The following is a 25,518-nucleotide window of genomic DNA, read 5'->3' as shown; positions in this document are numbered from 1 at the left end:
GAGGCTGGCATAGTGGCAGCCATGGTTGATATACACTACTTTGCCGCAGCCCGCGCCGCCGCGGGGCGCGCGCAGGACACGGCGCAGGCGGCGACGCTGGGGGAGTTGCTGGACGTGTTGCGTGCTCGGCATACCGGTAGCACCGAGGCCGGCATGAGCTTTGCGGAGGTGCTGGAGCGCTGCACCTTCCTGGTGGATGGCGCGAGCGCAAAGGAAGACGCCGTGCTTGCCGACGCCTCCCGCGTCGACGTCCTCCCGCCTTTTTCTGGCGGTTAGTGTCGAGTTCGCAACGGGCTGGTGAAGAAGTTCACCACGCCGGAGACAAGCGCAAGCACAATCGCGCCGATGATGGCGGCACCCCAACCGTCGATGACGAGCGAGTCCATGAGCGCGCTGACGAGGAGGAGGACCGCGCCGTTGATGACGAGCGCGAAGAGGCCCAGTGTTAGGCAGGTCAGCGGTGCGCCGAGGAAGCGGAGCACCGGGGTGACGACCTCGTTGACGATGATGAAGACCGCCGCGATGAGCAGGAAATTCTGGGTGGTCGCAGGAACGATGTCGATTCCGGGGACAATCGCTACCACGGCCCAGAAGGCCACCGCGACGGCAATGACGTTGAGTGCAAAATTGATAAATGTCTTCACAACTGCACTCTAACTCGGAAACTAACCCTCTGCACCGAAGGCAGCGTCCCAGGCCTTAAGCAGCGTCTCGGTTTCCTCCGCCGTGGTGACGGAAATGCGCACGCCCTCGGGGAAGGCACGGACCAGGACATCATTCTCGGCGAGCTTTGCCGCGACGTCCTGCGGGGAGCCCAGCTTCGCAATGGAGTCGGCGGCGAACCAGATGTGGTTGGCCTGGGACTCCGGAACGCCAAAGTCCGCGAAGTGCTCCACCAGGCGGTCGCGCTGCTTAACGGTCTCATCGGTGCGCTCACGCAGCTCCTTCTGCGCGGCCAGCGAGGCCGCTGCACCAACCTGCGCCACCGAGTTCACGGAAAAGGGGATGGCCACCTTGCTCAGTGCCTCGATGATCTCGGCATTGCCGAAGGCATAGCCCAAACGGATGCCGGCCAGGCCATAAGCCTTGGAGAAGGTGCGCAGGCCAATGACGTTGTCGTGGGTGTGGACATAGTCGGTGGCCAGTGGGACGGCATCGTTGCGGTTGTATTCGATGTAGGCCTCATCGAGCGCCACGATGACGTCCTTCGGAACCTTGGCCAAGAAGGCGTCGAACTCTTCCTTGGTGATGATGGAACCGGTGGGGTTATTCGGGTTGCACACGAAGATCAGGCGGGTCTTGTCCGTGATGGCAGCCGCCATAGCCTCCAAGTCCACGCGGTGGTCCGCGGTGAGCGGGACCTTGACCGGGGTAGCGCCCACGACCTGCGCGAAGATGGGATAAGCCTCGAAGGAGCGCCACGGGAAGACAATCTCATCACCGGGCACCGAGGTGATCTGCACCAGCTGCTGGCAAATGGCGGAAGAACCCGCGCCGGTGGTGACCTGCTCTGGGGTGACACCGAGGTTTTCGGCGAGTGCCTTGCGGATTTCCACTGCACCCATGTCCGGGTAGCGGTTAACGTGCGCGGCGGCTACCTCCATGGCCTTGAGCGCGCCGGGCAGCGGCTCCTGAGTTGCCTCGTTGGAGGAGAGCTTCAAGGCGTGCTCGGCATTCTTGCCGGGAACGTAGGCGGGCAGGGAGGAAAGGTCTGGTCGAATCATGTTCTCTACCTTAGGCGTTGCGGGGGCCGCGAGGGCCGAAGTCGAAATCAGCGGTCTGCGGGCCGAAGACTTGCAGGCCCTTCGGCGCGTCGAAGGCGTCGAGGCGCACCTCGAGGAAGGCACCGCGCTCCGGGTGGGCGGCGATATCCTCCAGGGCCGTGGCCAGCTCGCCTTCGGTGGAGGCCACGTAGGACTCCATCGAGGTGTCCTTCATGAACACCTTCGGCAGCGCCGTGTAATCCCACATTTGGATCTCGTTGTACTCGCGTTCCATGCCCAGAATGAAGCGCTCGATGGTGTAGCCATCGTTGTTGACCAGCACGATGATGGGCTTGAGGTCCTGGCGCAGGATGGTGGAGAGCTCTTGGGCAGTGAGCTGGAAGGAACCATCACCAATGAAGAGGACGTGGCGGCGCTCCGGGTTAGCCAGCTGCGAGCCCAGCACGCACGGCAGGGTAAAGCCGATGGAACCCCAAATGGTGGAATTGATGTACTGCACGCCCTCGGGCATGCGCTGTTGGCCCAGACCGATATTGGAGGTGCCGGCCTCGGCGATGACCACGTCATCTTCCTGGATGAAGCCGAGCATCTGCGGCCAGATGCGCTCCTGAGTCAGCGGGGCATCCGGGTTCGGCTCGAAGGGCTCGGGTTCGAAGGCAGCGCTTGGCGACGTCTCGGCTTCCTGGATGCGGTCGAGGAGGACGTCGAGAAGCTCCAGCGTATTAATGCCCACGAAGAACTCGCCGTCAGCGTTGAGGTGCTGGTCGCCGAAGTTGTAGACGCGGGAGTCGGCCAGGTTGTGGGTGAAGGAGCCGGAGTTGACCTCGATGAAGCGCGGGTTCGTGGTGACTAGGAAGTCGGACTTTTCGATGCGCTCCTGCACGCCCGGGGCAGAGGCCGCGCCGTTATAGGTGCCGATGAAGAGCGGGTGGCGCTCAGACAGGATGGCCTTGCCGGAGGAGAGCTGGGAGTAGGGCAGCTGGGCCTTGTCGATGATGGCGCGGAACTTCTCCGTGAAACCGTGGCGGTTGGTGTCCTGGTCGATGAGGATGATCGGGTCCTTGGCCTTCGCGAGGTGCTCCAGCACGTAGTCCGCAGCGGCGTTCAGGCGCTCCGGATCGGAGGGGGCGAGCTCGGTGGAGAAAGGCTCGTCGGGGACCTCGATGGTCAGGTGAGTGATATCGGAAGGAATCTGGATGTGGACCGGGCGCTTTTCGCGCAGGCAGGTGTGCAGGGCACGGTCGAATTCCTCGACCACGTTCATGGGGGACACGCGTGTGGCCACCTCGGTGAAGGGCGCGAAGGAATCCAGCATGTTGGCATAGTCGCCGTCGGCAAGCGAGTGGTGCAGGTTCCAGCGGAACTCGGTCGCGTACTGCGGCGGCGCGCCGGCGAGGGATACTAGCGGGACGTGCTCAGCGCGGGCACCAGCGATGCCGTTGAGTGCGGAAAGCTCGCCCACGCCATAGGTGGTGAGCAGGCAGCCCACGCCCTTCTGGCGTGCATACCCGTCGGCGGCATAGGCGGCGTTGAGCTCGTTGCAGGCGCCGACGAAGCGGATGCCCTCGGAGGCCTCGATCTGCTCGAGGAAGCTCAGGTTGAAGTCACCGGGCACGCCGATGATTTCGGTAATGCCGATGGCCTTGAGACGGTCGAGGATGAAATCACCAATGGTGGTCTGCATGAGAGGGTCCTTTCTATTTGTTATGGGCGTCGTGGCGCTTCTTGCCCAGCCAGATCAGGGCCAAGGTCACAATCCAACAGGGTAGGACAATCGCGCCGGTGCGGTAGTCGGGCAGCATGAACATCAAAGCGATGACAAGAGCGAAGAAGGCCAAGCACAGGTAGTTAGCGATGGGGTAGAGGGGCGCGCGGAAGGCGGCGTCCGGGCAGCGCTTGCGGAAGTTCAGGTGTGCAAGGGCGATGGCGGACCAGGAGATGAGCTCCGCGCCGACGATGATGGCGAGGAGAACAATCAGGATCTTGCCTTCAAAGAGGAAATTGAGCAGTACCGCCGAGCCCATGAGCAGGGAGTTGAAGAGCAATGCGCGCACCGGTACGCCCTTGGCACTGACGGAGTTGAAGAAGGGCGGGGCCTGGCCGCCGCGGGAAAGATCCCGCAGCATGCGTGCGCCGGAGAAGGTCATGGTGTTGAACACAGAGACGGCGGCGACCAGCACGATGAGGTTGAGGCCCGTGGCGGCGGCTGTAATGCCCAGGGTGCTCAGTGCGCGCACGAAGGGTGAGGTGGAAGTATCGAGTTCATTCCACGGGGCGAGCAGCACGATGATGCTGATGCCGCCGACGTAGAAGAGGAGGATGCGCCAGATGACGTTGTTGATGGCCTTGGGCAGGCTCTTGGCGGGATCCTGCGCCTCGCCTGCGGCGGTGCCGATGGAGATGATGCCGCCGAAGGAGAAAATCACCGCGACGAGGGAGAAGAGCATGCCGGTAGCGCCGTTGGGGAAGAAGCCACCGTGCTCGGTGATATTGCTTAAGCCCAGGGCGGGCTCCGGGGTGAGGCCAAAGACGATGGCCGCGCCGACGATGATCATGAGGATGAGCGCGGCGACCTTGATGAGGGAGAGCCAGAACTCTGCCTCGGCGAAGGCACCGACGTGCACCAGGTTGATGGCGGTGACGATGACGAGCGCGACGAGGGCGGTGAGCCAGTGGGGGATCCCGGGGAACCAGAAATCCATGATGGTGCCGGCGGCGGTGAGCTCCAGCATGCCGACGACGATGGTGGTAAACCACCAGTTCCAACCGGTGACAAAGCCGGCGATGGGCCCGATGTACTCGCGGGCATAAGCACTGAAGGAGCCTGCGACGGGGTGCTCCACGGCCATCTCACCAAGCATGCGCATGATGAGGAAGATGATGAAGCCGCCGATGGCGTAGGCGGCGATAACGCCGGGACCGGCCTCCTGGATGGAGGCGCCGGAGCCTAAGAAGAGGCCCGTGCCGATGCACGAGCCAAAAGCGATCATTTGCAGGTGGCGCGACTTCATGCCGCGCTGCAGGCCGTCGTCAGTATTGCCGTTGTCGCTGGCGACAACGTCCTGTGCCCTGACGGGATGGTTGGTTGTGGTCATGTAGACGCCCTTCATGAACGTATATCTGTGACGTGAGTCATTGAACTGTAGGAGATTATTGCGCACCACAGTTTTGTTTGTCACTAGACAATATTCGGAAGTATCTTTGACATATGTCAAAAGTGACACCCCCGCAGCTGACGAGCATTCAGGATATCGTCGACGAATGCGCCCAGATCCTGCAGCGCTCCGTCGAGGTGACTACCCCCGCCATCGCGGTGATTGTCGCCAGTGCCCAGATTGGTGCCATCGATAAGAACCGTGCGGCCTCTATTCTTAACCGCACCCCGCCCCCAGAGCCGATCCCGTGGATGTTGAGCTTCGGTATTCAAGAGGCTGTGCTGCCGGTTCGCCTGCCCGCCAACCCGCGCTATGACATGCTGCCTCGCGTGGTCATCCCCCTGCGCCACGAGGATCGGCTCGTGGGCTACCTGTGGATTATTGATGAGCCCGCGCTGGGTGATGCCCCCTTGGTCCGCCTCGGTTCTTTAACGGCTCCGCTAGCCAGGCTTATCGACGAACGCGATGCGCCCCTCGCCGCCCGCGCCCAACAGCTCGGTGAGCTGGCCCGCGAGGTGCTTACCGGTGATCTGGCCGCGCTGGCCGGGGCGCGTGAGCGCGATCTTTTGCCCTCCGATGGTGAGCTGACCGTGCATCGCGTGCTGGTGGAAGGCGATCAGCGTGCGGTGGCCGTGGAGCTTGCGCGCCCCTTGGTGCGCCGGCCCTTCTTGGTCGCGGATTCCCACGATTCCCTCGTGCTCGTTGAGTGCCGCCGCGACGACAAGGACACCGAGGCCCTCATGGAGGAGCTGCAGAGTGCCGCGCTTGTCACCGGCGCTGAGGTGGTGGCGCGTGGCTCGGCGCCGACGGCCCCGCAAGCGCGACTCATGGCGGATGTGGCCAAACTCTGTGGCCAGGATTCGCTGCGCTGGGAGGAGGCCGGCGCGTGGCGGCTGCTGCGCGGGTGGGAGCTGACCCCGGCAACCGTGGTGGAGATGAGCCCGGATGCCGCCGTGCTTCTCGACGACCCCCGCAATTCCTACTGGCACACCCTGCTGACCTACTTTGAGCATTCCCGCAACGTCTCCGCGACCGCCGCTGCGCTCTACATTCACCGCGCCACGCTGCACTACCGCCTAGACCGCGTCCGCGAGATTCTCGGGCCCGGCGTGCTGGATGACGGTTGGCGCTGCGCGGCTCTCTACGTGGCCCTCAAGCTGCATGCGGCGCTTCAGGGAAAGGATAGGGAAGCCCCATTTTGTCCCTAGGGGAAGCGCTCAGGTAGAGTGATGGGCGATTCATTGCGAATCGCTGGAGACGTGCCAGAGCGGCCGAATGGGGCTCCCTGCTAAGGAGTTGACTTACTTGCGTAGGTCCGGAGGTTCAAATCCTCTCGTCTCCGCAAACTACAGAACCCGAGTCATCGTTTCACCGGTGGCTCGGGATTCTACGTTTTGTTGTTGGCAACGGCTTTTCCGGAGCAGGCAAGTGCATATCGATCAAATAAGCCCCGAAAATCCGCCGGATCAGGGGCCTTATTTGTAAGAAGCGTACCTACCCGGCCAGGGCTTCATCCAGTTTTCTTGAAGATTCCCGCCGATTAAGGGGGCTGGATAGCCTAAAGGCCCTGCTCTCGGTGGGTTGAAGTGCGGACGGTACCCAGGACTCTGCTATCGGACCATGCTGTTTACGTAGGTAAACGGCGGCATCAAGCGCGAAAGGTTTCGCGGATTGCCACTCGCTGCCATGATGCTGACTCTAAGTTTGTCTCGCTACCTCGCGAGCTTTTGTGCTTCCATTGCCTTGGAGGGCAGGCCCATTTAATGAAGCAGCGGACTTGATCACCCTAGATATGAGGCCAACGCATTGGACGTCCCTCTGGACTGCAAAAGTGGGAGTGGCTAAGCGTCATATGTTTGAGGAGCGACGATCCTCCTAGTCGAAATCGCGCGTCCGATTTAATTTTTTAGTACAAACCCTTTTTAGATCCCAAAGCTTTTGGTAGCCTAACTGGTTGTAACAGTCATTTATCCTGAAGGGAGTGAAAATGGAAGGCCTGACTTTCGAAAACGTGAAAGCTGAAGATTTCGTATTGTTATGCGGCGGTTGCTGTACCGACGGATAATCCCAGAAAGAGTTGAGTATGTATCGTCTGAAATACGCTCATAGGCCACTCGCTGTTGGTAAGGACTCCTTGATCATTGGCGGAGTTTCCTACGGGAGCTCTAGGAAGGTAAGGGATTCCGATGGGAGAATCAAGGCGATCTTAACTCGGCTAGATGGAACTAGGACCCTTGAGCAGATCTATTTCGAGCTTGAGGGATCCTTTCCGTCGCTAAGCTATCAATTTGTCGAGGAGCTCGTTTCCGCACTTGCAGACTTTGGCTTTCTTGAAGAGTCGGAGTATCCCTCCGAACTTGATGCTAAGTTCGAACTATGGTCTAGAGCGCAAAACCTATATCAGGGGATGGATAACCAGTTGCGTGAGCATCCATGGTATGTGCAGGAGAAATTATCAAATAGCGTAGCTGCCATAGTAGGGCTTGGGGGAGTCGGGTCAGAAGTGGCCGTTCTTCTTGCCCGAGCCGGCATTGGAAAACTCGTCCTTATTGACCCAGACACAGTTGAGCCGACAAATATTGTTCGCCAGCATTTCAAATTCACCGATATTGGAGATGCGAAGAGTAAGGCGTTAGCTAGTCAAATAGCGGAAATTGGACTTGAGACAGAGATAGACTGTTTGCAGAAAAGCTTATGTACAACGAGTGACTTCGAACGTACGCTGAATTCGGTAGATACCTTCGCACTGTCAGCGGACTACCCTGAGAGAATAAGATTCACGGCGAATGACTTTGCATTACGCCATGAAATGCCGTGGGCGCACTGTGGGTACCAAGGTCCCGAGATCATCCTGGGTATTCATGATAGCTGTGGCGCCTGCTTTAGATGCATAAAAGACTATCAGACGATGGAGCGTGCCGACCGCGATCTGCACATCCGAGAGTACTCACGTCCTCTAAAACAAGCGGGTAATTCCGTATCTTCCTCAATTTCAGCAGCTTTTCTTGCGCACGGAATAATTAGTCTACTTACGGGGGTTCCTTGTATAAAAACAAACGTAGAGTATTGGTTTTCTATGCAATCAATGGCGATAAACGAAGTTGAAGTACCTGACTTCGAAACTTGTGTCCATAAAGGAGCCGGTGTTGTCGCTTTGGGAAAATAGAGACTACAAATTACTAATGTCGGGGCAAACAGTAAATGTAGTCGGTAATCAAATAACTACTTTCGCCTTATTCCTTGTAGTCCTTAACGTTACTAATTCTCCAACCGCTGCAAGCTTTTCGTCAGGACTATTTGTCTTAAGCATGGTTGTCTTGGGGCTACCAATCGGCCGCCTAGTAGACAGATATTCAAGACTTGCAATTCTTAAGATCTCCTCCACACTTGGAGTAATTGGTTCCCTACTATGCGTCATTGCGGCCAATGGGCATTATCCAATATCTCTTTTTGCAATTTCAGCTTTCTTGCTAGGTGGTATCTCGTCGGCTTTTGGTACGGCAGAACGCGCATTTCTTAAAGAGCTAATCCCCCCGAACTTGCTAGCAAAAGCCATGGCTGTTAATCAAGGTAGATACTCGATCGGAACTTTAATTGGGCCACCAATTGCAGGTCTCCTTATCTCGCATTCGGCGCAAGCTCCTTTTTGGGTTGATGCAGCTTCATTCTGCTGGGTTCTAGCTTGCCTTGTGTTAATTCGTTTCCGATCAAGCGAAACAGACTCTTCGAAAACCCCCAGCGAAACGCCTCCGCTACGACCAGCATGGGATTGGCTACGCGGTCAGAAGCAGCTCTTCTCTATCGGTTGGTATAGCCCGTTGATGAATTTTTCATTTGCTGGAATAACAACACTTTCGCTTCTTAGTTTAAAGTATGCTTCTTTCAGTTCATTCTCATTGGGAATATATCAGGCTGCAATTGGATTAGCAGGCCTAATGGGCGCAGTGATTGCAGGAAAGCTAGTCGAAAAAGCGCAGGCCGGAAGGCTAATTCTTTACTCGATGTGTTTGTTCACTGTAGCGCTTGCAGTAACCATGGTAAATAGTACGTTCACTATTGTTGGAATGGTGTTGGCCGGATTGGTCTTGCCAGTTTTCAACGCGCCGTGCAGTGGCTTTTTCGTAAAATCAGTACCGCAAGAGTTTCAAGGACGTTGTACCGCGATTCTGTCAACGTCTGCGATGGTAACCATGCCTATCGGAAACGCACTTGCCGGCGTGCTCTTTGAGCACTTTGGGGGATTGACTGCAGTAGCCTTTTTTGCTTTGGTCTTGATTCTCTCAGATCTGTTTTTCATCAAGAAGGGCGACGTTAAATCCATTCGTTTATAGGTGTCTTCTTACCTTGATGACGCTTATAAAGAGCCCTAGTCATCGTTCACCGGTGGCTCGGGTTCTGCGTTTTGTTGTCAATCTGAAAGTGGGTGCCAGCGCAGCTCTCGGAAGCGGGCAAAACCTTGATCTTGGCTCAGTAGGGTTGCTTCTTCTTCTATTACGGCCGCAGCTATCCAAGCATTAGGGATGTCGCTGGCTTTAAGCTTGTGCAAGCGCACCAATTCAGTGAAGGTTGTCCAGGTCCCTGGGCTGGAGCTTAAAAGGGGTGCCGTTTGGGGCTTCTAAAATGGCATTGAGTGCAGTCAGCGCTTGCTGGGCGGTAAGTGGTTTGTGAAAAAGCTTGTGGTTCGTCATGACTCGAAGAAAGCCCGTTGCCACAACATCCAGGAGTCCAATTGTTTCATGCCGATTTAGAGCACTACTTAGCCACTGTTGAGCGGGCTTATGTTGTGGTGCTGCGGAGTGGAAGGCATAAACGAGGATGTTGACATCAGGAATGATCATCGAGTACCGCCCACACAGCTTCTTTGTCGCTGAGATCAATTAGAGCTGGTCCGCCGCAATCGAAGGAGGGGAGGTTTATCGTCGTGCGCATACCTTTAGGGTAGAAAGCATCAAGTCATCAATCAACGGGTGCAATGATGTATCTGCCTTCTGGAAGCCGTGAATGGTTGGCTAGTGTCTTAATTCAGTGCGAGCGTCAGGATGAGCACGCCGGTTGAGAGTGCGAGCATGCCTAAGCAGTTGATCCAGAATGCGCTACCGAGGAAGTGGGCGCGGACATGGGCTGCTGCGGCTGCGCAGAAGTATGCGATGACGCCAACCATGGTTGCAATTCCTACGCCGGGGAACCAGAGGCCGGCAATGAGTCCTGCGGCGGCGAGATACTTGATGACAATGAGCGCCCACCACCAGTCCTTGGGGAGTTTGACGCCGCTGAGGCAGGCTTCGATAAAGGGGACTGGTTTGAGGGAGAGGGCGGCGTCGCCAAGCAGGATGGCAGCCAGTAGCAGGGAGGGCCAAGCGGGGGAGGATTCTAGGATCATTGGGTTACTCCGAATGCGGTGTTGAGGCGTTCGATGGATGAGGCGGCTTGGGAGGTGAGTTGTTCGGTGTCGTAGAGGCCCGCGGCCCACCCGATGAGAAAGCCGAGGTAGACGTTGTATAGCAGGTTGGAGTACTCGGCTGCATCGTCACTGTTGAGTCTGGAGCCAAGGCGCAGGGTGATTTCATCGGTCAGGAGTGTTTTGAGCGCGGTGAGTGCTTCGCCTTGATTTCCTTGTTGGATGAGTGCCGCGCCGAACGCACGGGAGAGTTCTTCGTGGCCGGTGAACATCTGGAGGAATGGCTTGAGGACATCGAGGAGGCTATCGGATTGCCCCCGAATCTCGTCGTGGAGCTCTGAAATGTGTTGGCCAATGGTGCGGATGAGCAGCGTTTGTTTGTCGCCGACTCCCATGACGGTTCCCACGCTGACGCCAGCCTCGGATGCGATGGTCCGGATGCTGGTGGTGGCGTAGCCCTGGGTGAGGAAGAGATCGTAGGCGGTGGCCAGGACCTTGCTGTCGGTGCCAGCTTTGGCGGCCGAACGCGATGGGTGAACGTGTTCAGTGAACATGTTCAAAAGGGTAGCTCTTGATGGCTTCGGGGTCAATGACGCCGAAGTGTTGACAGTTGGCGCTAGGCCAGCGCGGGGAAGACGCGGTCGCGCAACAGATGCGCAAGTTCGCGGTCGGGTGCAGCTGGGTTGACCCAGGCGGTGTCGCCGATTTCGGCGGCGGCGTGGGGCTCGTCGGTGGTGACGGTGCGTGTGCAGGTGAAGATGGTGCCGACAATGACAGAAGCAGCAGGTAGGCCGAAGCCTAAAGGAGGCTAAATGTCAGCAGGGCGAATTGCGGCAAGATACGCCCTCTTGCGGGCTCTCGCAAGGATTTTTGGGGAAGTGTATACGTTCGTCTACGGTTTCCATTTTTTGCTTCCAAATTTGTCTACCACATGTAACTCTAGGGGGTGTCCGAGTTCTCGGCCATCTTCTCGCGAAAGGGATAAGGGCATGTATTGCCCCAAGAAATGTGCGCCTCTGGTAGTGCTGATTGCGGCAGTATCAGTTCTCGCTCCAGTTAAAGCACTTCCTCAGCGGGTTGGTTTTTGAAAACTATCGTTGCACTAAATGGCGAAGGTTTTAGGGTAGCGTGCTTGGAATTTCGCCATATGGACGTTGCTGAACTGTCTGGAGAGCAGTCAAAGAGAATCTACCGGTTAGGGAGAATAATTTATGTGGAAAAAAATCTTGGCCACTATTGGCGCTATTCTGATGACGCTTTCCGTTTATGTTCAATGGCCGTATGCTGTCACGATTGCTCTAGCAGTTTTGGTCATTGTCCTTGTGTTTCTTCCCAGCGGGAAGAAGTAAATGCCTGAGTAGGGGTGGGTATTTCAGCGGACCTGCCTCTGTCTTATGTTGATGAGCCGAGAAAATGGGCGCGGAGGTGCGCTGCTACAGATGCGTAGAAACAGGCGATGCGGCCTGTGGCTTCGAGATGCAATTTACGAAAACGTACCTACCCAGCCAGCGCGGGGAAGACGCGGTCACGCAACAGGTGCGCAAGCTCGCGGTCGGGGGCTGCTGGGTTGACCCAGGCGGTGTCCCCGATTTCGGCGGCGGCGTGGGGTTCGTCGGTGGTGACGGTGCGGGTGTAGGTGAAGATGGTGCCGACGACGACCTCGCCCGGTTCGTTGGCGGCGGGAGCGTCGAAGGTGCCGAGTTTGTTGAGGCTCTCGGCGTCGAGGGTGAGGCCTACTTCTTCGGCAACTTCGCGCAGGGCGGCGTCGACAAGCGCCTCGCCCGCCTCGGGCTTGCCGCCGGGCAGTTGGTACTTGGTGGAGGACTTCTTGCGCACGGTAAGCACGTGGCCTTGTGGGTTGCGGATGACGACGGCTGCTACTTCAATCATGGCTGCTGATTGTAGGCGGCCTAGAGCAGCGGCAGGAGCACGAGGGCGAGATTGAGTGCGATGACCAGCGCGGCAAGCGTCCAGCCCACGGCCATAGACCAGGGTTTCGCGGCGAACTCACCCATGACGTCCCGGGAGCCGGCATAGCGGAAAAGCGGGATGATGGCGAAGGGGATGCCCAGGGAAAGAAGTGCCTGGCTGACCACCAGTGCCATAGTGGGGTCGACCCCGCAGCCGATGATGACCAGCGCCGGGATGAGCGTGACCAGGCGGCGGACTAGTAGGGGGACCTTGATGTGAAGCAGGCCGTCCATGATTTCGGAGCCGGCGTAGGCGCCCACTGACGTCGAGGCGAGGCCGCTGGCCAGCAGGCCGATGGCGAAGAGAACGCCGGCCAGCGGGCCGAGGTGGCTGGCAATCGCCGTGTGGGCCCCGGAGATGGTCTCTGTGCCGTCCACGCCGTAGAGGGCCGAGCCCGCCAGGACCAGCAGGCCCACGTTGACGAGCCCGGCGATGGACAGCGCCACGGCGATGTCCGCGCGGGTGCCGGCCAGCACGTGGGGGATTTCCAGGTCGGGGTAGCGCTGCTTGGTCAGGGAGGAGTGTAGGTAAATGGCGTGCGGCATGACGGTGGCGCCCAACATGGAGGCGGCCAGCAGGATGCTGTCCTTGCCCTCTAGGCGGGGGATGAGGCCGCCGGCCACGTCGGCGGGGTCGGGCGGGGCGATGGCGAGGCCGGCAAGGAAGCCGATGCAGATGACCAGGAGCAGGCCGATGACAAGCCCCTCGAACCACTGGTTCTTCTTCTGGAAGATGAGGAGAATGATGGAGACCGCGCCGATGATGAGCGCGCCCGCGAACAGGGGGAGGTTGAAGAGGAGTTGCAGGGCAATGGCGCCGCCGATGACTTCGGCGAGGTCGGTGGCCGCGGCGATGAGCTCGGCCTGGGCCCACATGCCTAGGCGCGCGCGGCGGGAGAGACGCTCGCCCATGATTTCCGGCAGGGAGCGGTGGGTGACTAGGCCCAGTTTGGCGGAGTGGTACTGGATGAACATGGCCATGAGGTTGGCCACGACGAGTACCCACACCAGGAGGTAGCCGTAGTGGGAGCCGGCGCTGATGTTGGCGGCTACGTTGCCGGGGTCGACGTAAGCCACTGCAGCAACGAAGGCGGGGCCGGTGAGGCTGATTAAGGTCTTACGCATAGGCATCTCCATACCAAAAGTTCAACTACTTGAAGTCTAGTTTTCATCGCCATATGTTCAAGCCAGGGGTTTGATCCGGCAAACCATGTTAAAGTTTATTTGTTAATTATTTAAATTACTTTATGTATTTCGGCAGGTTAGAGACTCGAAGCTTCAACGGGTACACTGCCTTCAGTGCGCCAAAGTTGGAAGATTTTTATTAGAGATGTAGCCAGGCTTGGCCGCGTCCCCAGGGCGTGGATCATCCTCATCGGGCTTATCATCACCCCCGCGTTGTATTCATGGGTGAACATCGCGGCTTTTCGTGACCCCTACGGCCATACCAACAACATCAAGGTGGCCGTGGTCAACGAGGATAAGGGTGCTAACAACGAGCTGACGGGGAAGATAGATGTCGGCAGCGAGGTCATTGAGAAACTCAAAAAGAATGACCAGCTAGGCTGGCAATTCCTCGAGCGCGACGAAGCCGAGAAAGCCCTTTTAGAGGGGGACGTGTATGCCTCGGTGACGATTCCGGAGGACTTTAGCGAGAACCTCGTGAGCATGCTCGACGGGAAGTTCACGCAGCCCCAGTTGGTCTACCGCGTCAATGAGAAGAACAATGCCATCGCCGTGAAGATCACGGATGCCGGTGCCAAAGGTCTGGACAAGCAGATCACGGCGGCCTTCAAGGAGCAGGTGGCCACCGTCGCGGCGGAGAACATCAAGGACACCGGTACCGACTTCGAGCGAAAAGTCACGCGCGCGATGAACAACACTAGTTCGGCCTTCGGGGAGACCGCGCAGGAGATTGACGGCAACCGTGAGAACCTCGCGCGCATCCAGGGAAAGCTTGACGCCGCCGCTGATTCCACGTTGGGCGCCAAGTCCACGGTGGCTGATGTGAGTGCTGCGCTGGGCGACGCCCAAACCGCCCTCGCCGAGGTCTCCTCCCTAGTCGAGCAGGCCCAAGGGGGCATCGGTGACTTCACCGACCAGACCACCGGTGCCTTCGTCAGTGGTGCAAGTGCGGTGGCGGACGGTACCGCCAAGGCGCAGGAATCCATCGCGGATGTCACAGCTGGCCTGAACCAGGCCGGTGACCGCTTCGATTACGCCACGCAGCGGGCGAACACTGCTATTGACGCGAGTGCGGAATCGATTGCGCAGCTTAAAGCCCTGCGCGATTCCGCAACGCTCTCACCGCAGGTGGCCAAGGAAATTGATGACGCCATCCAGCGCCTCGATGAGGGCAATGAATCCAACCGTCAGCTGGTGGGGAACCTGACTGCGCTGAGCAAGGATACCCAGGCCGCAGCGGACAACGTGCAGGCTAGCGCGGAGGCCATCAACCAGGCAGCGGCCGATACCAAGGCCACGTCGCAGACGCTGCGCGATACCGTGACCACCGCCGTGCCGGAAATCAACCGTGCCATGAGCAATCTGAGCTCCATGGCGAGTGCTTTGAGCTCCACCCTGGAAGCTCAGAAGGGAACCATGCAGGAGGCCAATGGTCTCCTGGACGGCGTGGCCCAGCAGCTGCGCGCCACGAAGGACACCTTGTCCGATTTCGATACCAACCTCCTGGCCCTGCAGGACAGCCTGCGCGCTATGCAGGGCGATGTGGGTTCGCTGCGGGCTGCGATGAACTCCAAAGTTGTTCAAAATGTCACCGGGCTGGACGCGGAAGAAATCGGTAAATTCTTTGCGGAGCCCATCGAGCTGAAGACCGAAACCGTGTACCCGGTGGACAGCTACGGCTCCGCCATGGCGGCGCTGTTTACTAACCTCTCTCTGTGGATTGGTGCCTTCGTCCTCATGGTGATCTTCCGGGTTGAGGTCGATAAGGAGGGCTTCGACCGCATCACGGTGGGCCAGGCCTACTTGGGCCGCTTCCTCCTCATGGCCCTGATGGTCATCATCCAGGCCGTCACGGTGACCGTGGGTGATCTGCTCATCGGCGTGCAGACCGTGAACGCGCCTGTCTTCATCCTGACGGGCGTGCTCGTGGGACTGGCCTACTTGAGCATTATTTACGCACTGTCCTCATCCCTGGGACACCTGGGACGTGGCCTCTGCGTGGTCTTTGTCATTATCCAGATTCCGGGTGCTTCGGGCCTGTACCCGATTGAGCTTTTGCCCAACTTCTTCCACACCATCTACCCACTACTGCCATTCACGTACGGCATCGATGCCATGCGCGAAACCATCGGTGGGTTCTATGGGAACCACTATTTCAAGAACATGGCCGTGCTCGCCTTCATGTTCATTCTGTTCTTCGTCTTCGGCCTGCTGCTGCGTAAGGCGTTGGCGCACTTCAATGTCATCTTCAACCGCGAGCTGCGGGACACTGAGCTCTTTGACTATGAAAACGTGCAGGTTGTGGGCTCCGGCTACCGCATCGCGGACGTCATCCAGGCGCTGGATAGCCGCAGTGGCCTGAAGAAGGATCTGGACCGCCGCGCGCACAACTGGGGCTATTGGCTCAAGCTGGTGGGCATCGCCGGTGTTATCGGAGTGGTGATCCTCATCGTCGTCTCGGGTCTCTTGCCCGACCAGAAGCCGCTGCTTCTGGCTATTTGGACGGCATGGTGCTTCCTCATCATTATCGCCGCGGTCACCCTGGAATACCTGCGCATTAGCCTGAAGCAGTCCGCGGAGCTCGTGACGCTGGATGAAGATGACATCAAACACCCGGCTCGCGCCGGCGCGGATTCCACGGAGGGGGATAATTAATGCGTGGAACACTCGATCTTTTCCTCAATGACATGCGCACCGCATGCCGCAACGTGATGAGCGCGGTGATGCTCGTGGGTCTCGTTGTCATCCCGATGCTGTTTACCTGGTTCAACGTGCTGGCCAGCTGGGATCCCTTCGATAACACCAGCCAGCTCAAAGTGGCGGTGGCTAGCAAGGACACCGGCTATGAGAGCGATCTGCTGCCGGTGCCCATCAACGTAGGCAACCAGGTGCTCAATGAGCTGCGAGCGAACGAGCAGCTGGATTGGGTTGTGACCACCTCCGATGAGGCGATTGAAGGTACCAAGTCCGGTGAGTATTACGCAGCCATCGTGCTTCCGGAAGATTTCAGTACCGACATGATGAACTTCTACACGGATGGTTCCCAGCCCGCGGATTTGTCCTTCTACATGAATGAGAAGAAGAACGCGCTGGCGCCGAAGATCACCGGTCAAGGCGCAGAGGGCGTGTCGGCCCAGGTTGCCGAAGCCTTCACCACGACGGTCGGTGACGTGTCCTTCGATCTGGTCACCTCGCTCTCCGATTTCTTGAGTCAGGGCGATACCAAGGCTGTGTTGGACCGGATGCAGGCGCGCGCGGATGGCGTGCAGACCCAGCTGGATATGGCGGCGCGTACTGCGCGTTCCCTGGCTGGACTTGTGGATACCGCAGTTCCGCTCATGGAAAGCGCCCAACGCATTGCGGACTCAGCGGACCTGGAGCTTCCGGAGGTTCAGTCCTCCTCGCTCAACGTTTCCACGGACGCGCTGCAGCAATCGCTCGATGCCACCAGCGCTAGTTATGACGTGGTGCGCCAACGCATTGATGCGCTTTACGACGACGCCTCCGCCTCCCGCGCTGACCGCGTCGCCACGCTCAACACTTTGGCCGGCCAGGTGGAAGGCACCATTGCGCAATACCAGAACCTGCATGGCCACATTGAGGCCCTGCCAATTCCTGCCGGGGATAAAGAGAAGGCGCTCAGCCGTATCGAAGAGGCCATCGACGCGCAGCGCACTCTCCACGCGCGCCTCACTGCGGCCGCGAATGCTCCCGAACCCACGAAGCCGAATCTCTCCAGCCTCGATGATGCCAAGAAGGCAGTGGAGGGAATCTCCACCTCCGGTCTGCGTGAATCCTTGCGCGCACTGCAGGATTCCCTGGGCCAGGTAAGCGCGGATCTGGATACCGCTAAGGCCCCCGTAACCATTGACTCTTCATCGCTGACGGATGCTCGGGATGCGGTACAGAAGCTCGCCTCCGGCCTGCAGGATAAGGCCAACAAGTTCGGCGACCTGCGGAAGGATATCGACTCCGCTGCGGCATCCGGGGATCTGAAGAAGCTGGCGGACCTCATCGGTTCCGATCCGGATGCTCTGGCGCACGCGATTGCGGCTCCGGTGGACGTCGACAGGCAAGCGGTCTACCCAGTCAAGAGCTTTGGTGCCGGCATGACACCCATGTACACGGCGCTGGCCCTGTGGGTCGGCGCGCTGCTGACTGCGGTGAGCGTGCGCACCGACGTGGTGGACAAGGACAAGTACTCGCCGATGCAGCGCTTCTTCGGCCGCTTTGGAATGTTCGTCGCGGTTGGTCTCATGCAGTCGACGATGCTCATCTTGGGCCTCATCTTCTTCGTGGGCATCGAGCCCGCGCACCCGATTCTCATGCTGCTGGCAGGCTGGGTTAGCTCGCTCATCTTTATGCTGATTTGCTACACCTTCGTGGTCTCCTTCGCCAACGCAGGCAAAGCCTTGGCGGTGCTCATGCTGGTGGTCCAAGTATCGTCGTCGGGCGGTGCCTACCCCTTGCAGGTGCTCCCGGACTGGTTCCAGAACATTAGCCCGTGGCTGCCGGCGACCTATACCATCCGTGCTTTCCGCGCGGCCATCGCCGGAACTTACCACGGTGATTACTGGCTCTCCCTGTTCGCCCTCTTGCTCTTTGCCGTACCGATGCTCATTCTGGGCGTGGTCTTCCACAAGCCGCTGGAGAAGTTCACCAACGGCTGGGTGGAGACCTTGGACAAGACCAAGCTGATGTAGCGGTTACTTCGCGGTGCCTTCGGGGTTATCGATTGTGATGATTCACATAATAAAATCGCAATATTCAAGGCTGAGGGGAGTGTCCATCGGAGGTAAATGGCAGTAAGCTGAAGCGCTGTGAAACGCGGTCATTTCCTGGGCCCGGCTCGGCTCACCGCCGTGGGCTTTATCCTGCTCATCCTCGTGGGAACGCTGCTGCTGATGCTGCCGATTTCCGCCAACGTTCCGCAGTGGACACCGTTCCTGCCGGCGCTGTTTACGGCTACCTCGGCGGTCTCTTTGACGGGTCTCGTGGTGGAGGACACCGGCACCTATTGGACGCCCTTCGGCCAAGCGGTCATCATCGCGCTCATCCAGCTGGGCGGCCTCGGCATTATGAGCCTGGCATCGCTATCAGGCATGTTGTTGACCGGTCGCATCAGCTTCAAAGCCCGCCGGACCATGGCGGCGGAAGGTCGTGCTGTGGCTTCCGGAGGCATTCGACATGCCCTGCTGCTCACCCTGATGATGACTCTGATCTGTGAGGCCACAGTTGCCGTGTTCATCGGTGTGCGCCTAGCCACCGAACACGGTGTAGCACCTGGGCGTGCAGCGTGGGAAGGAATCTTCCACGCCATTTCGGCCTTCAATAACGCAGGGTTTAGTACCTATTCAGACAGCGTTATCTCCTTCGCGGCTGATGGCTGGATTTTGATTCCTCTCGCCTTCGCCCTGATTGTCGGTGGTCTGGGCTATCCCATGCTGGCGGAGTTCGTGCGGCGGGCCCGCGCACGGCTAACGCGGTGGCGCGGCGGCACGCCGCGCATTCATCGCATGTCCATGACCGCCCGGATGACGTTGGGCGCCACCGCGTTCTTGTTGCTGGGTGGCACCGTGGTCTTCTTCCTCTCCGAGGGCTCCGGTGTACTGCATGGGATGACGTTGGGCCAGAAGCTGATCAACGCCTTCTTCATGAGCGCTTCGCCCCGAACGGCAGGTTTTAACGCCATCGATTACGGTGAGGCGCACCCGTTGACGCTGATGGTGACGGACATCTTGATGTTCATCGGCGGCGGCTCCGCCGGTACGGCGGGTGGCATCAAGGTGACTACCGCATGCGTTCTGGGCGCGGCGATGATTTCTGAATTCTTGGGCCGGGAGGACACTTCCATCGGGCACCGGCGCCTGCCGCTGTCTACCTTCCGTCAGGCCCTCGCGCTGACGGCCGCCGGAATGATCGTCGTTGCCGTAGGCGTGGCGACGCTGCGCATCTGGGACCCCGAGTTCACCGCGGACCAGGTCACTTTCGAAGTCATGTCTGCCTTCGCCACCGTGGGTTTGTCCACGGGCATTACCGCAAGTTTGTCCGCACCATCGCAGCTCATGCTGTGTCTCATCATGTACGTTGGCCGCGTAGGACCCACCACCTTCGTGGCGGCACTGGCCGCCCGGACCATCAGCCTGCGCTACCGCTACCCAGAAGAAAGGCCGTTCATTGGCTAACATGTTCAGCGCCCTGCGGCGCGAGAAGACGTCCATCAATATTCCACCGGTCGTCGTCATTGGTATGGGGCGGTTCGGTTCTTCCCTGGCCCGCGAGCTGATGGAGCACGGCGTGGAGGTTCTCGGCATCGACGCCGAGGAGAAGCACGTGCGCGAACACGCCGCGTACCTCACCGAAGCGGTGACCGCGGATACCACCGACGCCGAGGCCCTCCGCCAGCTGGGCGTTGATGAAGTAGAGCGCGTGGTCGTGGCCATCGGCTCCGATTTGGAGGATTCCATCCTTACGGCCTCCAACCTCGTGGAGCTCGGGGTAAGCGATATCTGGGCCAAGGCCGATTCAGATGCTCATGCCCGCATCCTGCGCCAACTGGGAGTGCACCACGTGATCCGCCCGGAGCGCGATACGGGTCGCCGCGTGGCGCACCTGTTGGGCGGGCGCTTCGAGGATTTTGCGGAAATCGCCACTGATTATGGCGTGACGGCGATGACCCCGCCGGCGTCGATAAGCAAGCACCCGCTCAACCTGCACCAGGTGTGGGAAGCGCACAACGTTCAGCTCATCTCCCGCTGTGAGGGGCCTGGCCAGTGGCGCCCGCTTGTCGACGGCACCGAGCTCACCCACCGCGACCTCATCGTCGTCGCCGGTAGCCCCGCGGATCTGGAGGCCTTCTCGCAGTCTTAAGCGCGGCGCTTGGGGTGCTGCGCGCTGTGGAATGACGCGTCGGACGCTACAGTAGCGCCTATGACGAAGGCACGTTTCCCGGGCTCGGTGTATGGAACAGGGGAGGAACCCGACCCGCGCTTCAGCATGGCCAATGAGCGCACGTTCCTTGCGTGGATCCGCACGTCGTTGGCCTTTATCGCCGGTGGTGTGGCCCTGGAGACCTTCGAGCTGCCGTTGAACACGACGCTGACCCGCGTCGTCTCCGTCATCATGCTGATCGTGGCCATCGTCCTGCCGGCGGTGGCATGGTTTCACTGGGGTGCCTCGGAGCGCGCGATGCGCCATGGGCGTCCGCTCCCGGCTAGCCCGGCGTTGGCGTTGATTGTTGGTGTGGTGATCATCATCGGCCTGATGATTCTGGTGGGCGAGCTGCTAGCGTGAGCGAGCTTTTTGATCCCGGCCTCCAACCCGAGCGCACCCGCTTAGCCTGGCAGCGCACGGGTCTAGCCGGCCTCATCGCGGGTTTGCTCGTCGTGCGTTCCGTTGCGCCATGGGCCGCCGTGATTGTTGGGGTAGTGGTGGCCGTGGTGCTGTGGTTGGCCACCGCCAAGCTCCGCCATGCTGACGAGATCCTGGCTCGGGCCGAATCACCTGTCCTGCCCGGTGCCCCGGCTCTTGCCGCCGTTGCGTTAGGGACGATGCTCCTCGGGGCGGTAGCCTTCGCCGCTATCTGGTAGCGCAAACCCCCAGACCTCGATCCCGAAACTCCCTGGTGGGCGGTGGGGCGTCGGCAAGCGCTTGGCGACGCCCACCTGCAGGTTGCGGGTTTCAGGTCTGGGGATCTAGCGGAAGTTTCGGGGGCCCGCAGCTAAGTGCCGTGCGATGGTGTTGATGAAGTCTTCTGGAGCTTCGCGCAATTCTTGGGGAGAGAAACGTAAGACGACAAAGCCCTGGTTGAGGAGTGCCTTTTGGCGTTGGTGCTCGGCCCGAATCACCTCATCCAGCTCGTTCTCGTATTTCACGTTGCCGTCGATCTCAATGAGGAGCCAGTCATTGATCGCGAGGTCGGCGTAGTACTGATTGACTCGGTATTGGGCGCGCAGGCTGCGAACCGCCGGAAGGTCCGCGTCAAGGATGAGCGCCCGCGCGTAGGACTCCCAGGGAGATTCGGAGCTGTTGACGCTATGTTCCACGGCCCGGCGTGCATCCGCGACTCCTTTCACGCGGCCCATGTCGCCGAGTACCCAGTTGAGAGTGTCCTTTGATACCCGTCGTGACCTTACGTAGTCTGCGGCGACGAGTCCTTCGACGAATCCATCGAATCGTGCGATATCAATCGCCGTACGCGCGAGAGAAGTGACCCGGATGCCGTGGACTTCTGTGACTTGATTGTTGAGTTTCGTTTGCTTGTAGCGGAAGTATTGGCGCTTGGATTTTTGGGGAACGGAGTTGGAGGGGACTGTCGCGAAATACTCGCTCGGCGTTGTGAGCGTAGGGATGCCGTGGATGCGAGCCGCCGCTTTGCCCAGGAGAGTTGCCCGCGGTGCGGCACGCGCATGGGCATAGACCTCTGCGGTTTCTCGCTCCCAGGGTTTCAAGTGCAGCCATCGGTGCAGGGGAATGGCATAGCACCACGCGAGCTTATGGAATTTCCTCGCGTGAATTTTGCCCCATCGGGGGTCGTCGTTGGTGAGCGTGCGCAGATCGACTATGTGGGTGTCTATGTAGTGAAAGATGCCTAGGTTGTTCATGGCTTACTTGTAGCGCATTGGCGTGGATCGCGCGCGGCGAGCGGTACGCAGCGCTAAACCCCCAGACCTCGATCCCGAAACTCCCGGGTGGGTGGTGGGGCGTCGGCAAGCGCTTGGCGACGCCCACCTGCAGGTTGCGGGATCGAGGTCTGGGGATCTACGGAGGCGGGGAATTGAGTAAGGAATGCCCACACATTGGTGAGCATTCTTTGCAGCTAATCTGCAAAAGATTTTGCTAACAGGGGTGAATCTTCGGCTTGAGTGGGGGTAATGGGGCGAAAGTGTTTGTTGGCTGTCTGTGGTCTCGATAGCCTGAACGTGTAGGCCCATTCAGTGATTTCAATAACTCTCTCAGCTGAATGGGGGCTGGTTAACCAGGAAAAGGAGGGGGCAGATGACTACCCCGCAAACTCACGTCTCAACTTCGCACACGGAGGGCGAGGACGACCGCGGCGTCGATACGCGCGAATGGCGCCGCATGGCCATTGGCCTCATCCTCGGTCTCGTTTTGGCCGCTCTTGTGTGGTTTCTCTTTCCCAGCAACGCCGTGGAAACGGTGTTGCAATCACCCGGCGCTAAGGAAGACGCCGAATACACCCAGGGTGCGCTGCGCGCCGTAGCCGCCGTGACGATTCTCATGGGTGTGTGGTGGATGACGGAGGCCATCCCGCTGGCCGCCACCGCGCTTTTGCCGCTGGTCATTTTCCCACTGGCCGGTGTGGGCACCATCAAGGATGTGGGCGCACCCTATGCCTCATCCACCATTTTCTTGTTCATGGGTGGCTTCCTCATCGCTTTGGCTCTGCAACGCTGGAACTTGCACCGCCGCATGGCGCTGTTCGTGGTGAAGGTTGTTGGTACCTCGCCGAAGCAGCTGATCCTCGGCTTCATGCTGGCCACCGGCTTCTTGTCCATGTGGGTGTCCAACACCGCTACCGCAGTGGTCATGCTGCCGATTGGTATTTCGGTGCTTTCGCTGACTGCCGACGCCGTCGGTGGCATGGCTAACCAGAAGAAGTTCGCCACCGCGCTCATGCTGGGTATTGCGTACGCGGCGTCGATTGGCTCGCTCGGCACCCTCATCGGCACCCCGCCGAATACCCTGCTGATGGGCTACATGAAGGAAACTCACGGCATCGTCCTCGGCTTTGGCAAGTGGATGATGGTGGGCATGCCGCTGGCATTCATCTTCCTGTTCATTGCCTGGTTCATGCTGATTACCGTGTTCAAGCCGGAGATGGACAAGATTCCAGGCGGCCGCGAGCTCATTGATTCCGAGATTGAAAAGCTTGGCCCATGGACCGGCCCGCAGGTCATGACGGGCATCATCTTCCTCGGTGCCGCCTTGGCCTGGGTGATCATTCCCTTCTTTGTGAGCAAGGAATCCAACTACGACGACGCAATCGTGGGCATTGCCGCTGGTTTGCTGCTGTTTACCATCCCGGCCGACACGAAGACTGGCGTGCGTCTGCTGGATTGGAAGACTGCGAGCGAAATGCCGTGGGATGTGCTCCTGCTCTTCGGTGGTGGCCTGTCCCTGTCTTCGATGTTCAACAAGTCCGGTTTGTCTCTGTGGATTGGTGAGATGGCCAAGGGGTTGGGCAGCCTGCCCATCATCCTGCTCATCGCTTCGGTGGCCCTGCTCGTGCTCTTCCTGACGGAGATCACCTCGAACACCGCAACTGCGGCGACCTTCCTGCCGATTATGGGCGGCGTGGCCGTGGGTATCGGCCTTACCCAGAATGGCGACATCAACGTCCTGCTGCTCACCATCCCGGTGGCGCTGGCCGCAACCTGTGCCTTCATGCTGCCGGTGGCGACCCCGCCGAACGCGATTGCCTACGGCTCCGGCTACGTCAAGATCGGCGACATGATCAAGGGCGGTATCGGCCTCAACCTGATTGGCTGCGTGCTCATCACCATCACCGTCTACCTGCTTGCCGTTCCGGTCTTTGGGTTGGTCCTGTAGCCCTCAATTAATGAAAAACGTTATCATTACGGGATGGCTACACCCGTTACCGTGCTGTCCGGATTCTTAGGCAGCGGAAAGACCACCCTTCTCAACCACCTGCTTGCTAACCGTGAGGGGCGCAAGCTGGCGGTTGTTGTCAATGACTTCTCCGAAGTCAACATCGATGCCGCCCTCGTCGCCGGCGAGGGCCATCTTGAACGCGGCGAAGACCGCTTCGTTGAACTCTCCAACGGCTGCATTTGTTGCACGTTGCGCGAGGACTTGATTGAGTCCGTCGGCAAGCTGGCTCGTTCCGGCCGCTTCGACCAGATTGTCATCGAGTCCACCGGCATTTCTGAGCCCATGCCCGTTGCCGCCACTTTCGAGTGGGAGTTCGGGGACGGCACCACGCTTGCCGACGTCGCCCCTATCGACACCATGGTCTCCCTCGTGGACGCCTCTACATTCCTGACTAACCTTCGCCGCGGACGCAGCTTGGTTTCCGAGAATATTGAGGCCACGCCTGACGACGACCGCACCATCGCCGATCTCTTCGTGGATCAAGTCGAGTTTGCCGATCTCATCCTCGTCACCAAGACCGACCTGGTGGAGGTCGCTGAAACCGAGCGCGTCATTGCCACCGTGCGTGTCATGAACCCTCGCGCGCGCGTCGTGCCTGTCACTAACGGTGTTATTGATCTCACGCTGGTTCTTGACGCCCACCTTTACGACACCGCCACCGCCGCGGCCTACCACGGCTACGCGGAGGAGCTGGCCAACCCTCACACCCCCGAAACCGAGGAATATGGCATTTCTTCGGTGGTCTTCCGCGCTGACCGCCCTTTCAACCGCGAGCGCCTGCTCAAGGCCTTGCGTGCTAGCACCGGCTTAGTGCGCTCGAAGGGTTATTGCTGGATTGATACCGATCTGCGCGTGGCCCACGCCTGGCAACAGGCTGGACCTAACTTGCAGATCATGCCGGCCTCCTTGTGGGCGGCCAACGGTGTCACTCCCGGCACCGAGCTCGTGCTCATTGGCATTGACTTCGACCACGAGTCCACGCTTCAGTCCTTCCGTGACGCCGTGCTTTCCGACGCCGAAGTGGCCACCCTCGTCTAGCCCCTCATTAAGGTGAACACGGGATGAATTGCTATGCCCATTTCTTGGGTTGAAAACATGCATTGACGTCGGGATTTGTCAGTTTCCTAGCGTGTGGGTATAGTTATTCCTCGTTGCACAGCAGAGCGCACATGCTCCGGCGTCAAGCACTGCGAACCAACGGACTGCGCCCGTAGCTCAACGGATAGAGCATCTGACTACGGATCAGAAGGTTGGGGGTTCGAATCCCTCCGGGCGCACCACATTTCAGCCGCCTTCGGGCGGCTTTTCTCGTTTTCAGCTCTGTGGTCTGGGCAAATCCGGTAATGTTCTGAAATATGATCAAAGCGATTCTCGCCGCCATTCTGCTATTCATCTCCTCGCTGTTTTCTAACGCGGGCTCCTGGCTTAAGGGACATTTCGTGTGGATTTGC

The 25,518-nt window shown here is 59.2% G+C and carries 22 protein-coding genes and 2 tRNA genes; 14 read left to right on the top strand and 10 right to left on the bottom strand.

Annotated features, from left to right (window positions below):
* Window positions 1-21: 21 nt before the first annotated feature.
* Window positions 22-276 carry a MoaD/ThiS family protein gene (locus tag HMPREF3056_RS10660; RefSeq protein ID WP_070533522.1) on the top strand — a complete coding sequence of 85 codons (255 nt, stop codon included), beginning with the start codon at window positions 22-24 and terminating at the stop codon, window positions 274-276.
* On the opposite strand, the gene HMPREF3056_RS10655 is transcribed toward HMPREF3056_RS10660, so the two are convergent.
* From HMPREF3056_RS10655 to HMPREF3056_RS10640, 4 genes are read right to left on the bottom strand one after another with little or no spacing between them, the layout of a single operon-like run.
* Window positions 273-644 carry a phage holin family protein gene (locus tag HMPREF3056_RS10655; RefSeq protein ID WP_070754761.1) on the bottom strand — a complete coding sequence of 124 codons (372 nt, stop codon included), beginning with the start codon at window positions 642-644 and terminating at the stop codon, window positions 273-275. The genes HMPREF3056_RS10660 and HMPREF3056_RS10655 overlap by 4 nt on opposite strands.
* Window positions 645-665: 21 nt before the next feature.
* Window positions 666-1,724, bottom strand: coding sequence for a histidinol-phosphate transaminase (gene hisC / locus HMPREF3056_RS10650; protein ID WP_070754759.1), 1,059 nt, complete (start codon window positions 1,722-1,724; stop codon window positions 666-668).
* Between the two features lie 10 nt (window positions 1,725-1,734).
* A complete protein-coding gene (locus HMPREF3056_RS10645) occupies window positions 1,735-3,408 on the bottom strand; it encodes an alpha-keto acid decarboxylase family protein (protein WP_070754757.1) in 1,674 nt (557 codons plus the stop codon).
* Window positions 3,409-3,421: 13 nt separating this feature from the next.
* Window positions 3,422-4,819, bottom strand: a complete 1,398-nt coding sequence (locus HMPREF3056_RS10640; protein ID WP_083317818.1) for an amino acid permease — start codon at window positions 4,817-4,819, stop codon at window positions 3,422-3,424.
* Between the two features lie 113 nt (window positions 4,820-4,932).
* On the opposite strand from HMPREF3056_RS10640, the gene HMPREF3056_RS10635 reads away from it, so the two are divergent.
* The 4 genes from HMPREF3056_RS10635 to HMPREF3056_RS13150 all read left to right on the top strand — a co-directional run bounded on the left by HMPREF3056_RS10635 (window position 4,933) and on the right by HMPREF3056_RS13150 (window position 9,210).
* Window positions 4,933-6,087, top strand: coding sequence for a PucR family transcriptional regulator (locus HMPREF3056_RS10635; protein ID WP_070754755.1), 1,155 nt, complete (start codon window positions 4,933-4,935; stop codon window positions 6,085-6,087).
* Between the two features lie 45 nt (window positions 6,088-6,132).
* Window positions 6,133-6,221: transfer RNA gene (locus HMPREF3056_RS10630), tRNA-Ser, on the top strand.
* 741 nt (window positions 6,222-6,962) lie between these two features.
* Window positions 6,963-8,045 (top strand): HesA/MoeB/ThiF family protein, encoded by a 1,083-nt coding sequence (locus HMPREF3056_RS10625; RefSeq protein WP_070754753.1) that lies wholly within the window; start codon window positions 6,963-6,965, stop codon window positions 8,043-8,045.
* A gap of 16 nt (window positions 8,046-8,061) precedes the next feature.
* On the top strand, window positions 8,062-9,210 hold the full coding sequence (locus HMPREF3056_RS13150) for an MFS transporter (RefSeq protein ID WP_141759871.1): 1,149 nt from the start codon (window positions 8,062-8,064) through the stop codon (window positions 9,208-9,210).
* A 225-nt stretch (window positions 9,211-9,435) separates the two neighbouring features.
* Here HMPREF3056_RS13150 and HMPREF3056_RS10615 read toward each other — a convergent pair whose 3' ends face one another.
* The 5 genes from HMPREF3056_RS10615 to HMPREF3056_RS10595 all read right to left on the bottom strand — a co-directional run bounded on the left by HMPREF3056_RS10615 (window position 9,436) and on the right by HMPREF3056_RS10595 (window position 13,372).
* Window positions 9,436-9,717 (bottom strand): TA system VapC family ribonuclease toxin, encoded by a 282-nt coding sequence (locus HMPREF3056_RS10615; protein WP_070754749.1) that lies wholly within the window; start codon window positions 9,715-9,717, stop codon window positions 9,436-9,438.
* A 179-nt stretch (window positions 9,718-9,896) separates the two neighbouring features.
* Window positions 9,897-10,259, bottom strand: a complete 363-nt coding sequence (locus tag HMPREF3056_RS10610) for a DoxX family protein (RefSeq protein ID WP_070754747.1) — start codon at window positions 10,257-10,259, stop codon at window positions 9,897-9,899.
* Complete coding sequence (locus HMPREF3056_RS10605) at window positions 10,256-10,831, bottom strand: TetR/AcrR family transcriptional regulator (protein WP_010188362.1); 576 nt, start codon at window positions 10,829-10,831, stop codon at window positions 10,256-10,258. Before HMPREF3056_RS10605 ends, HMPREF3056_RS10610 begins: the two co-directional genes overlap by 4 nt.
* A gap of 943 nt (window positions 10,832-11,774) precedes the next feature.
* Complete coding sequence (locus HMPREF3056_RS10600) at window positions 11,775-12,167, bottom strand: NUDIX hydrolase (protein ID WP_070754745.1); 393 nt, start codon at window positions 12,165-12,167, stop codon at window positions 11,775-11,777.
* A gap of 20 nt (window positions 12,168-12,187) precedes the next feature.
* Window positions 12,188-13,372 (bottom strand): Nramp family divalent metal transporter, encoded by a 1,185-nt coding sequence (locus HMPREF3056_RS10595; RefSeq protein WP_011272788.1) that lies wholly within the window; start codon window positions 13,370-13,372, stop codon window positions 12,188-12,190.
* Window positions 13,373-13,546: 174 nt separating this feature from the next.
* Between HMPREF3056_RS10595 and HMPREF3056_RS10590 the strand changes: the two genes are divergently transcribed.
* From HMPREF3056_RS10590 to HMPREF3056_RS10565, 6 genes are all read left to right on the top strand, one after another.
* A complete protein-coding gene (locus HMPREF3056_RS10590; protein WP_070754743.1) occupies window positions 13,547-16,087 on the top strand; it encodes a YhgE/Pip domain-containing protein in 2,541 nt (846 codons plus the stop codon).
* Window positions 16,087-18,135: a YhgE/Pip domain-containing protein gene (locus HMPREF3056_RS10585; RefSeq protein WP_070754741.1), complete on the top strand. Its 2,049-nt coding sequence runs from the start codon at window positions 16,087-16,089 to the stop codon at window positions 18,133-18,135. The genes HMPREF3056_RS10590 and HMPREF3056_RS10585 overlap by 1 nt, the downstream gene beginning before the upstream one ends.
* Window positions 18,136-18,252: 117 nt before the next feature.
* Window positions 18,253-19,617: a TrkH family potassium uptake protein gene (locus HMPREF3056_RS10580; protein ID WP_070754739.1), complete on the top strand. Its 1,365-nt coding sequence runs from the start codon at window positions 18,253-18,255 to the stop codon at window positions 19,615-19,617.
* A 1-nt stretch (window position 19,618) separates the two neighbouring features.
* Window positions 19,619-20,302 (top strand): potassium channel family protein, encoded by a 684-nt coding sequence (locus HMPREF3056_RS10575; RefSeq protein WP_070754737.1) that lies wholly within the window; start codon window positions 19,619-19,621, stop codon window positions 20,300-20,302.
* Window positions 20,303-20,362: 60 nt separating this feature from the next.
* Window positions 20,363-20,725: a YidH family protein gene (locus HMPREF3056_RS10570; RefSeq protein WP_070524592.1), complete on the top strand. Its 363-nt coding sequence runs from the start codon at window positions 20,363-20,365 to the stop codon at window positions 20,723-20,725.
* Window positions 20,722-21,021 carry a DUF202 domain-containing protein gene (locus HMPREF3056_RS10565; RefSeq protein WP_070754736.1) on the top strand — a complete coding sequence of 100 codons (300 nt, stop codon included), beginning with the start codon at window positions 20,722-20,724 and terminating at the stop codon, window positions 21,019-21,021. Before HMPREF3056_RS10570 ends, HMPREF3056_RS10565 begins: the two co-directional genes overlap by 4 nt.
* Before the next feature lie 105 nt (window positions 21,022-21,126).
* Here the strand turns inward: HMPREF3056_RS10565 and HMPREF3056_RS10560 are convergent, their stop codons facing one another.
* Window positions 21,127-22,035: a DUF559 domain-containing protein gene (locus HMPREF3056_RS10560; protein WP_046648864.1), complete on the bottom strand. Its 909-nt coding sequence runs from the start codon at window positions 22,033-22,035 to the stop codon at window positions 21,127-21,129.
* A 394-nt stretch (window positions 22,036-22,429) separates the two neighbouring features.
* Between HMPREF3056_RS10560 and HMPREF3056_RS10555 the strand changes: the two genes are divergently transcribed.
* From HMPREF3056_RS10555 to HMPREF3056_RS10545, 3 genes are all read left to right on the top strand, one after another.
* Entirely contained in the window at window positions 22,430-24,004 is a 1,575-nt protein-coding gene (locus HMPREF3056_RS10555) for an SLC13 family permease (RefSeq protein ID WP_070754734.1), read from the top strand.
* Window positions 24,005-24,037: 33 nt separating this feature from the next.
* Complete coding sequence (locus HMPREF3056_RS10550; RefSeq protein WP_070754732.1) at window positions 24,038-25,105, top strand: GTP-binding protein; 1,068 nt, start codon at window positions 24,038-24,040, stop codon at window positions 25,103-25,105.
* A 166-nt stretch (window positions 25,106-25,271) separates the two neighbouring features.
* Window positions 25,272-25,347: transfer RNA gene (locus HMPREF3056_RS10545), tRNA-Arg, on the top strand.
* Window positions 25,348-25,518 lie beyond the last annotated feature (171 nt).

It is taken from the genome of Corynebacterium sp. HMSC056F09 (genome assembly GCF_001815785.1).
GTDB lineage: Bacteria > Actinomycetota > Actinomycetes > Mycobacteriales > Mycobacteriaceae > Corynebacterium > Corynebacterium hiratae.
This window is presented reverse-complemented; position numbering and strand designations above follow the sequence as displayed.

Bases quoted from the DNA above. Each gene is read 5' to 3' on its own strand.
- HMPREF3056_RS10660 (WP_070533522.1), top strand. From the start codon at position 22: ATGGTTGATATACACTACTTTGCCGCAGCCCGCGCCGCCGCGGGGCGC.
- hisC (WP_070754759.1), bottom strand. From the start codon at position 1,724: ATGATTCGACCAGACCTTTCCTCCCTGCCCGCCTACGTTCCCGGCAAG.
- HMPREF3056_RS10645 (WP_070754757.1), bottom strand. From the start codon at position 3,408: ATGCAGACCACCATTGGTGATTTCATCCTCGACCGTCTCAAGGCCATC.
- HMPREF3056_RS10640 (WP_083317818.1), bottom strand. From the start codon at position 4,819: ATGACCACAACCAACCATCCCGTCAGGGCACAGGACGTTGTCGCCAGC.
- HMPREF3056_RS10635 (WP_070754755.1), top strand. From the start codon at position 4,933: ATGTCAAAAGTGACACCCCCGCAGCTGACGAGCATTCAGGATATCGTC.
- HMPREF3056_RS10625 (WP_070754753.1), top strand. From the start codon at position 6,963: ATGTATCGTCTGAAATACGCTCATAGGCCACTCGCTGTTGGTAAGGAC.
- HMPREF3056_RS13150 (WP_141759871.1), top strand. From the start codon at position 8,062: ATGTCGGGGCAAACAGTAAATGTAGTCGGTAATCAAATAACTACTTTC.
- HMPREF3056_RS10615 (WP_070754749.1), bottom strand. From the start codon at position 9,717: ATGATCATTCCTGATGTCAACATCCTCGTTTATGCCTTCCACTCCGCA.
- HMPREF3056_RS10610 (WP_070754747.1), bottom strand. From the start codon at position 10,259: ATGATCCTAGAATCCTCCCCCGCTTGGCCCTCCCTGCTACTGGCTGCC.
- HMPREF3056_RS10605 (WP_010188362.1), bottom strand. From the start codon at position 10,831: ATGTTCACTGAACACGTTCACCCATCGCGTTCGGCCGCCAAAGCTGGC.
- HMPREF3056_RS10600 (WP_070754745.1), bottom strand. From the start codon at position 12,167: ATGATTGAAGTAGCAGCCGTCGTCATCCGCAACCCACAAGGCCACGTG.
- HMPREF3056_RS10595 (WP_011272788.1), bottom strand. From the start codon at position 13,372: ATGCGTAAGACCTTAATCAGCCTCACCGGCCCCGCCTTCGTTGCTGCA.
- HMPREF3056_RS10585 (WP_070754741.1), top strand. From the start codon at position 16,087: ATGCGTGGAACACTCGATCTTTTCCTCAATGACATGCGCACCGCATGC.
- HMPREF3056_RS10575 (WP_070754737.1), top strand. From the start codon at position 19,619: ATGTTCAGCGCCCTGCGGCGCGAGAAGACGTCCATCAATATTCCACCG.
- HMPREF3056_RS10570 (WP_070524592.1), top strand. From the start codon at position 20,363: ATGACGAAGGCACGTTTCCCGGGCTCGGTGTATGGAACAGGGGAGGAA.
- HMPREF3056_RS10560 (WP_046648864.1), bottom strand. From the start codon at position 22,035: ATGAACAACCTAGGCATCTTTCACTACATAGACACCCACATAGTCGAT.
- HMPREF3056_RS10555 (WP_070754734.1), top strand. From the start codon at position 22,430: ATGACTACCCCGCAAACTCACGTCTCAACTTCGCACACGGAGGGCGAG.
- HMPREF3056_RS10550 (WP_070754732.1), top strand. From the start codon at position 24,038: ATGGCTACACCCGTTACCGTGCTGTCCGGATTCTTAGGCAGCGGAAAG.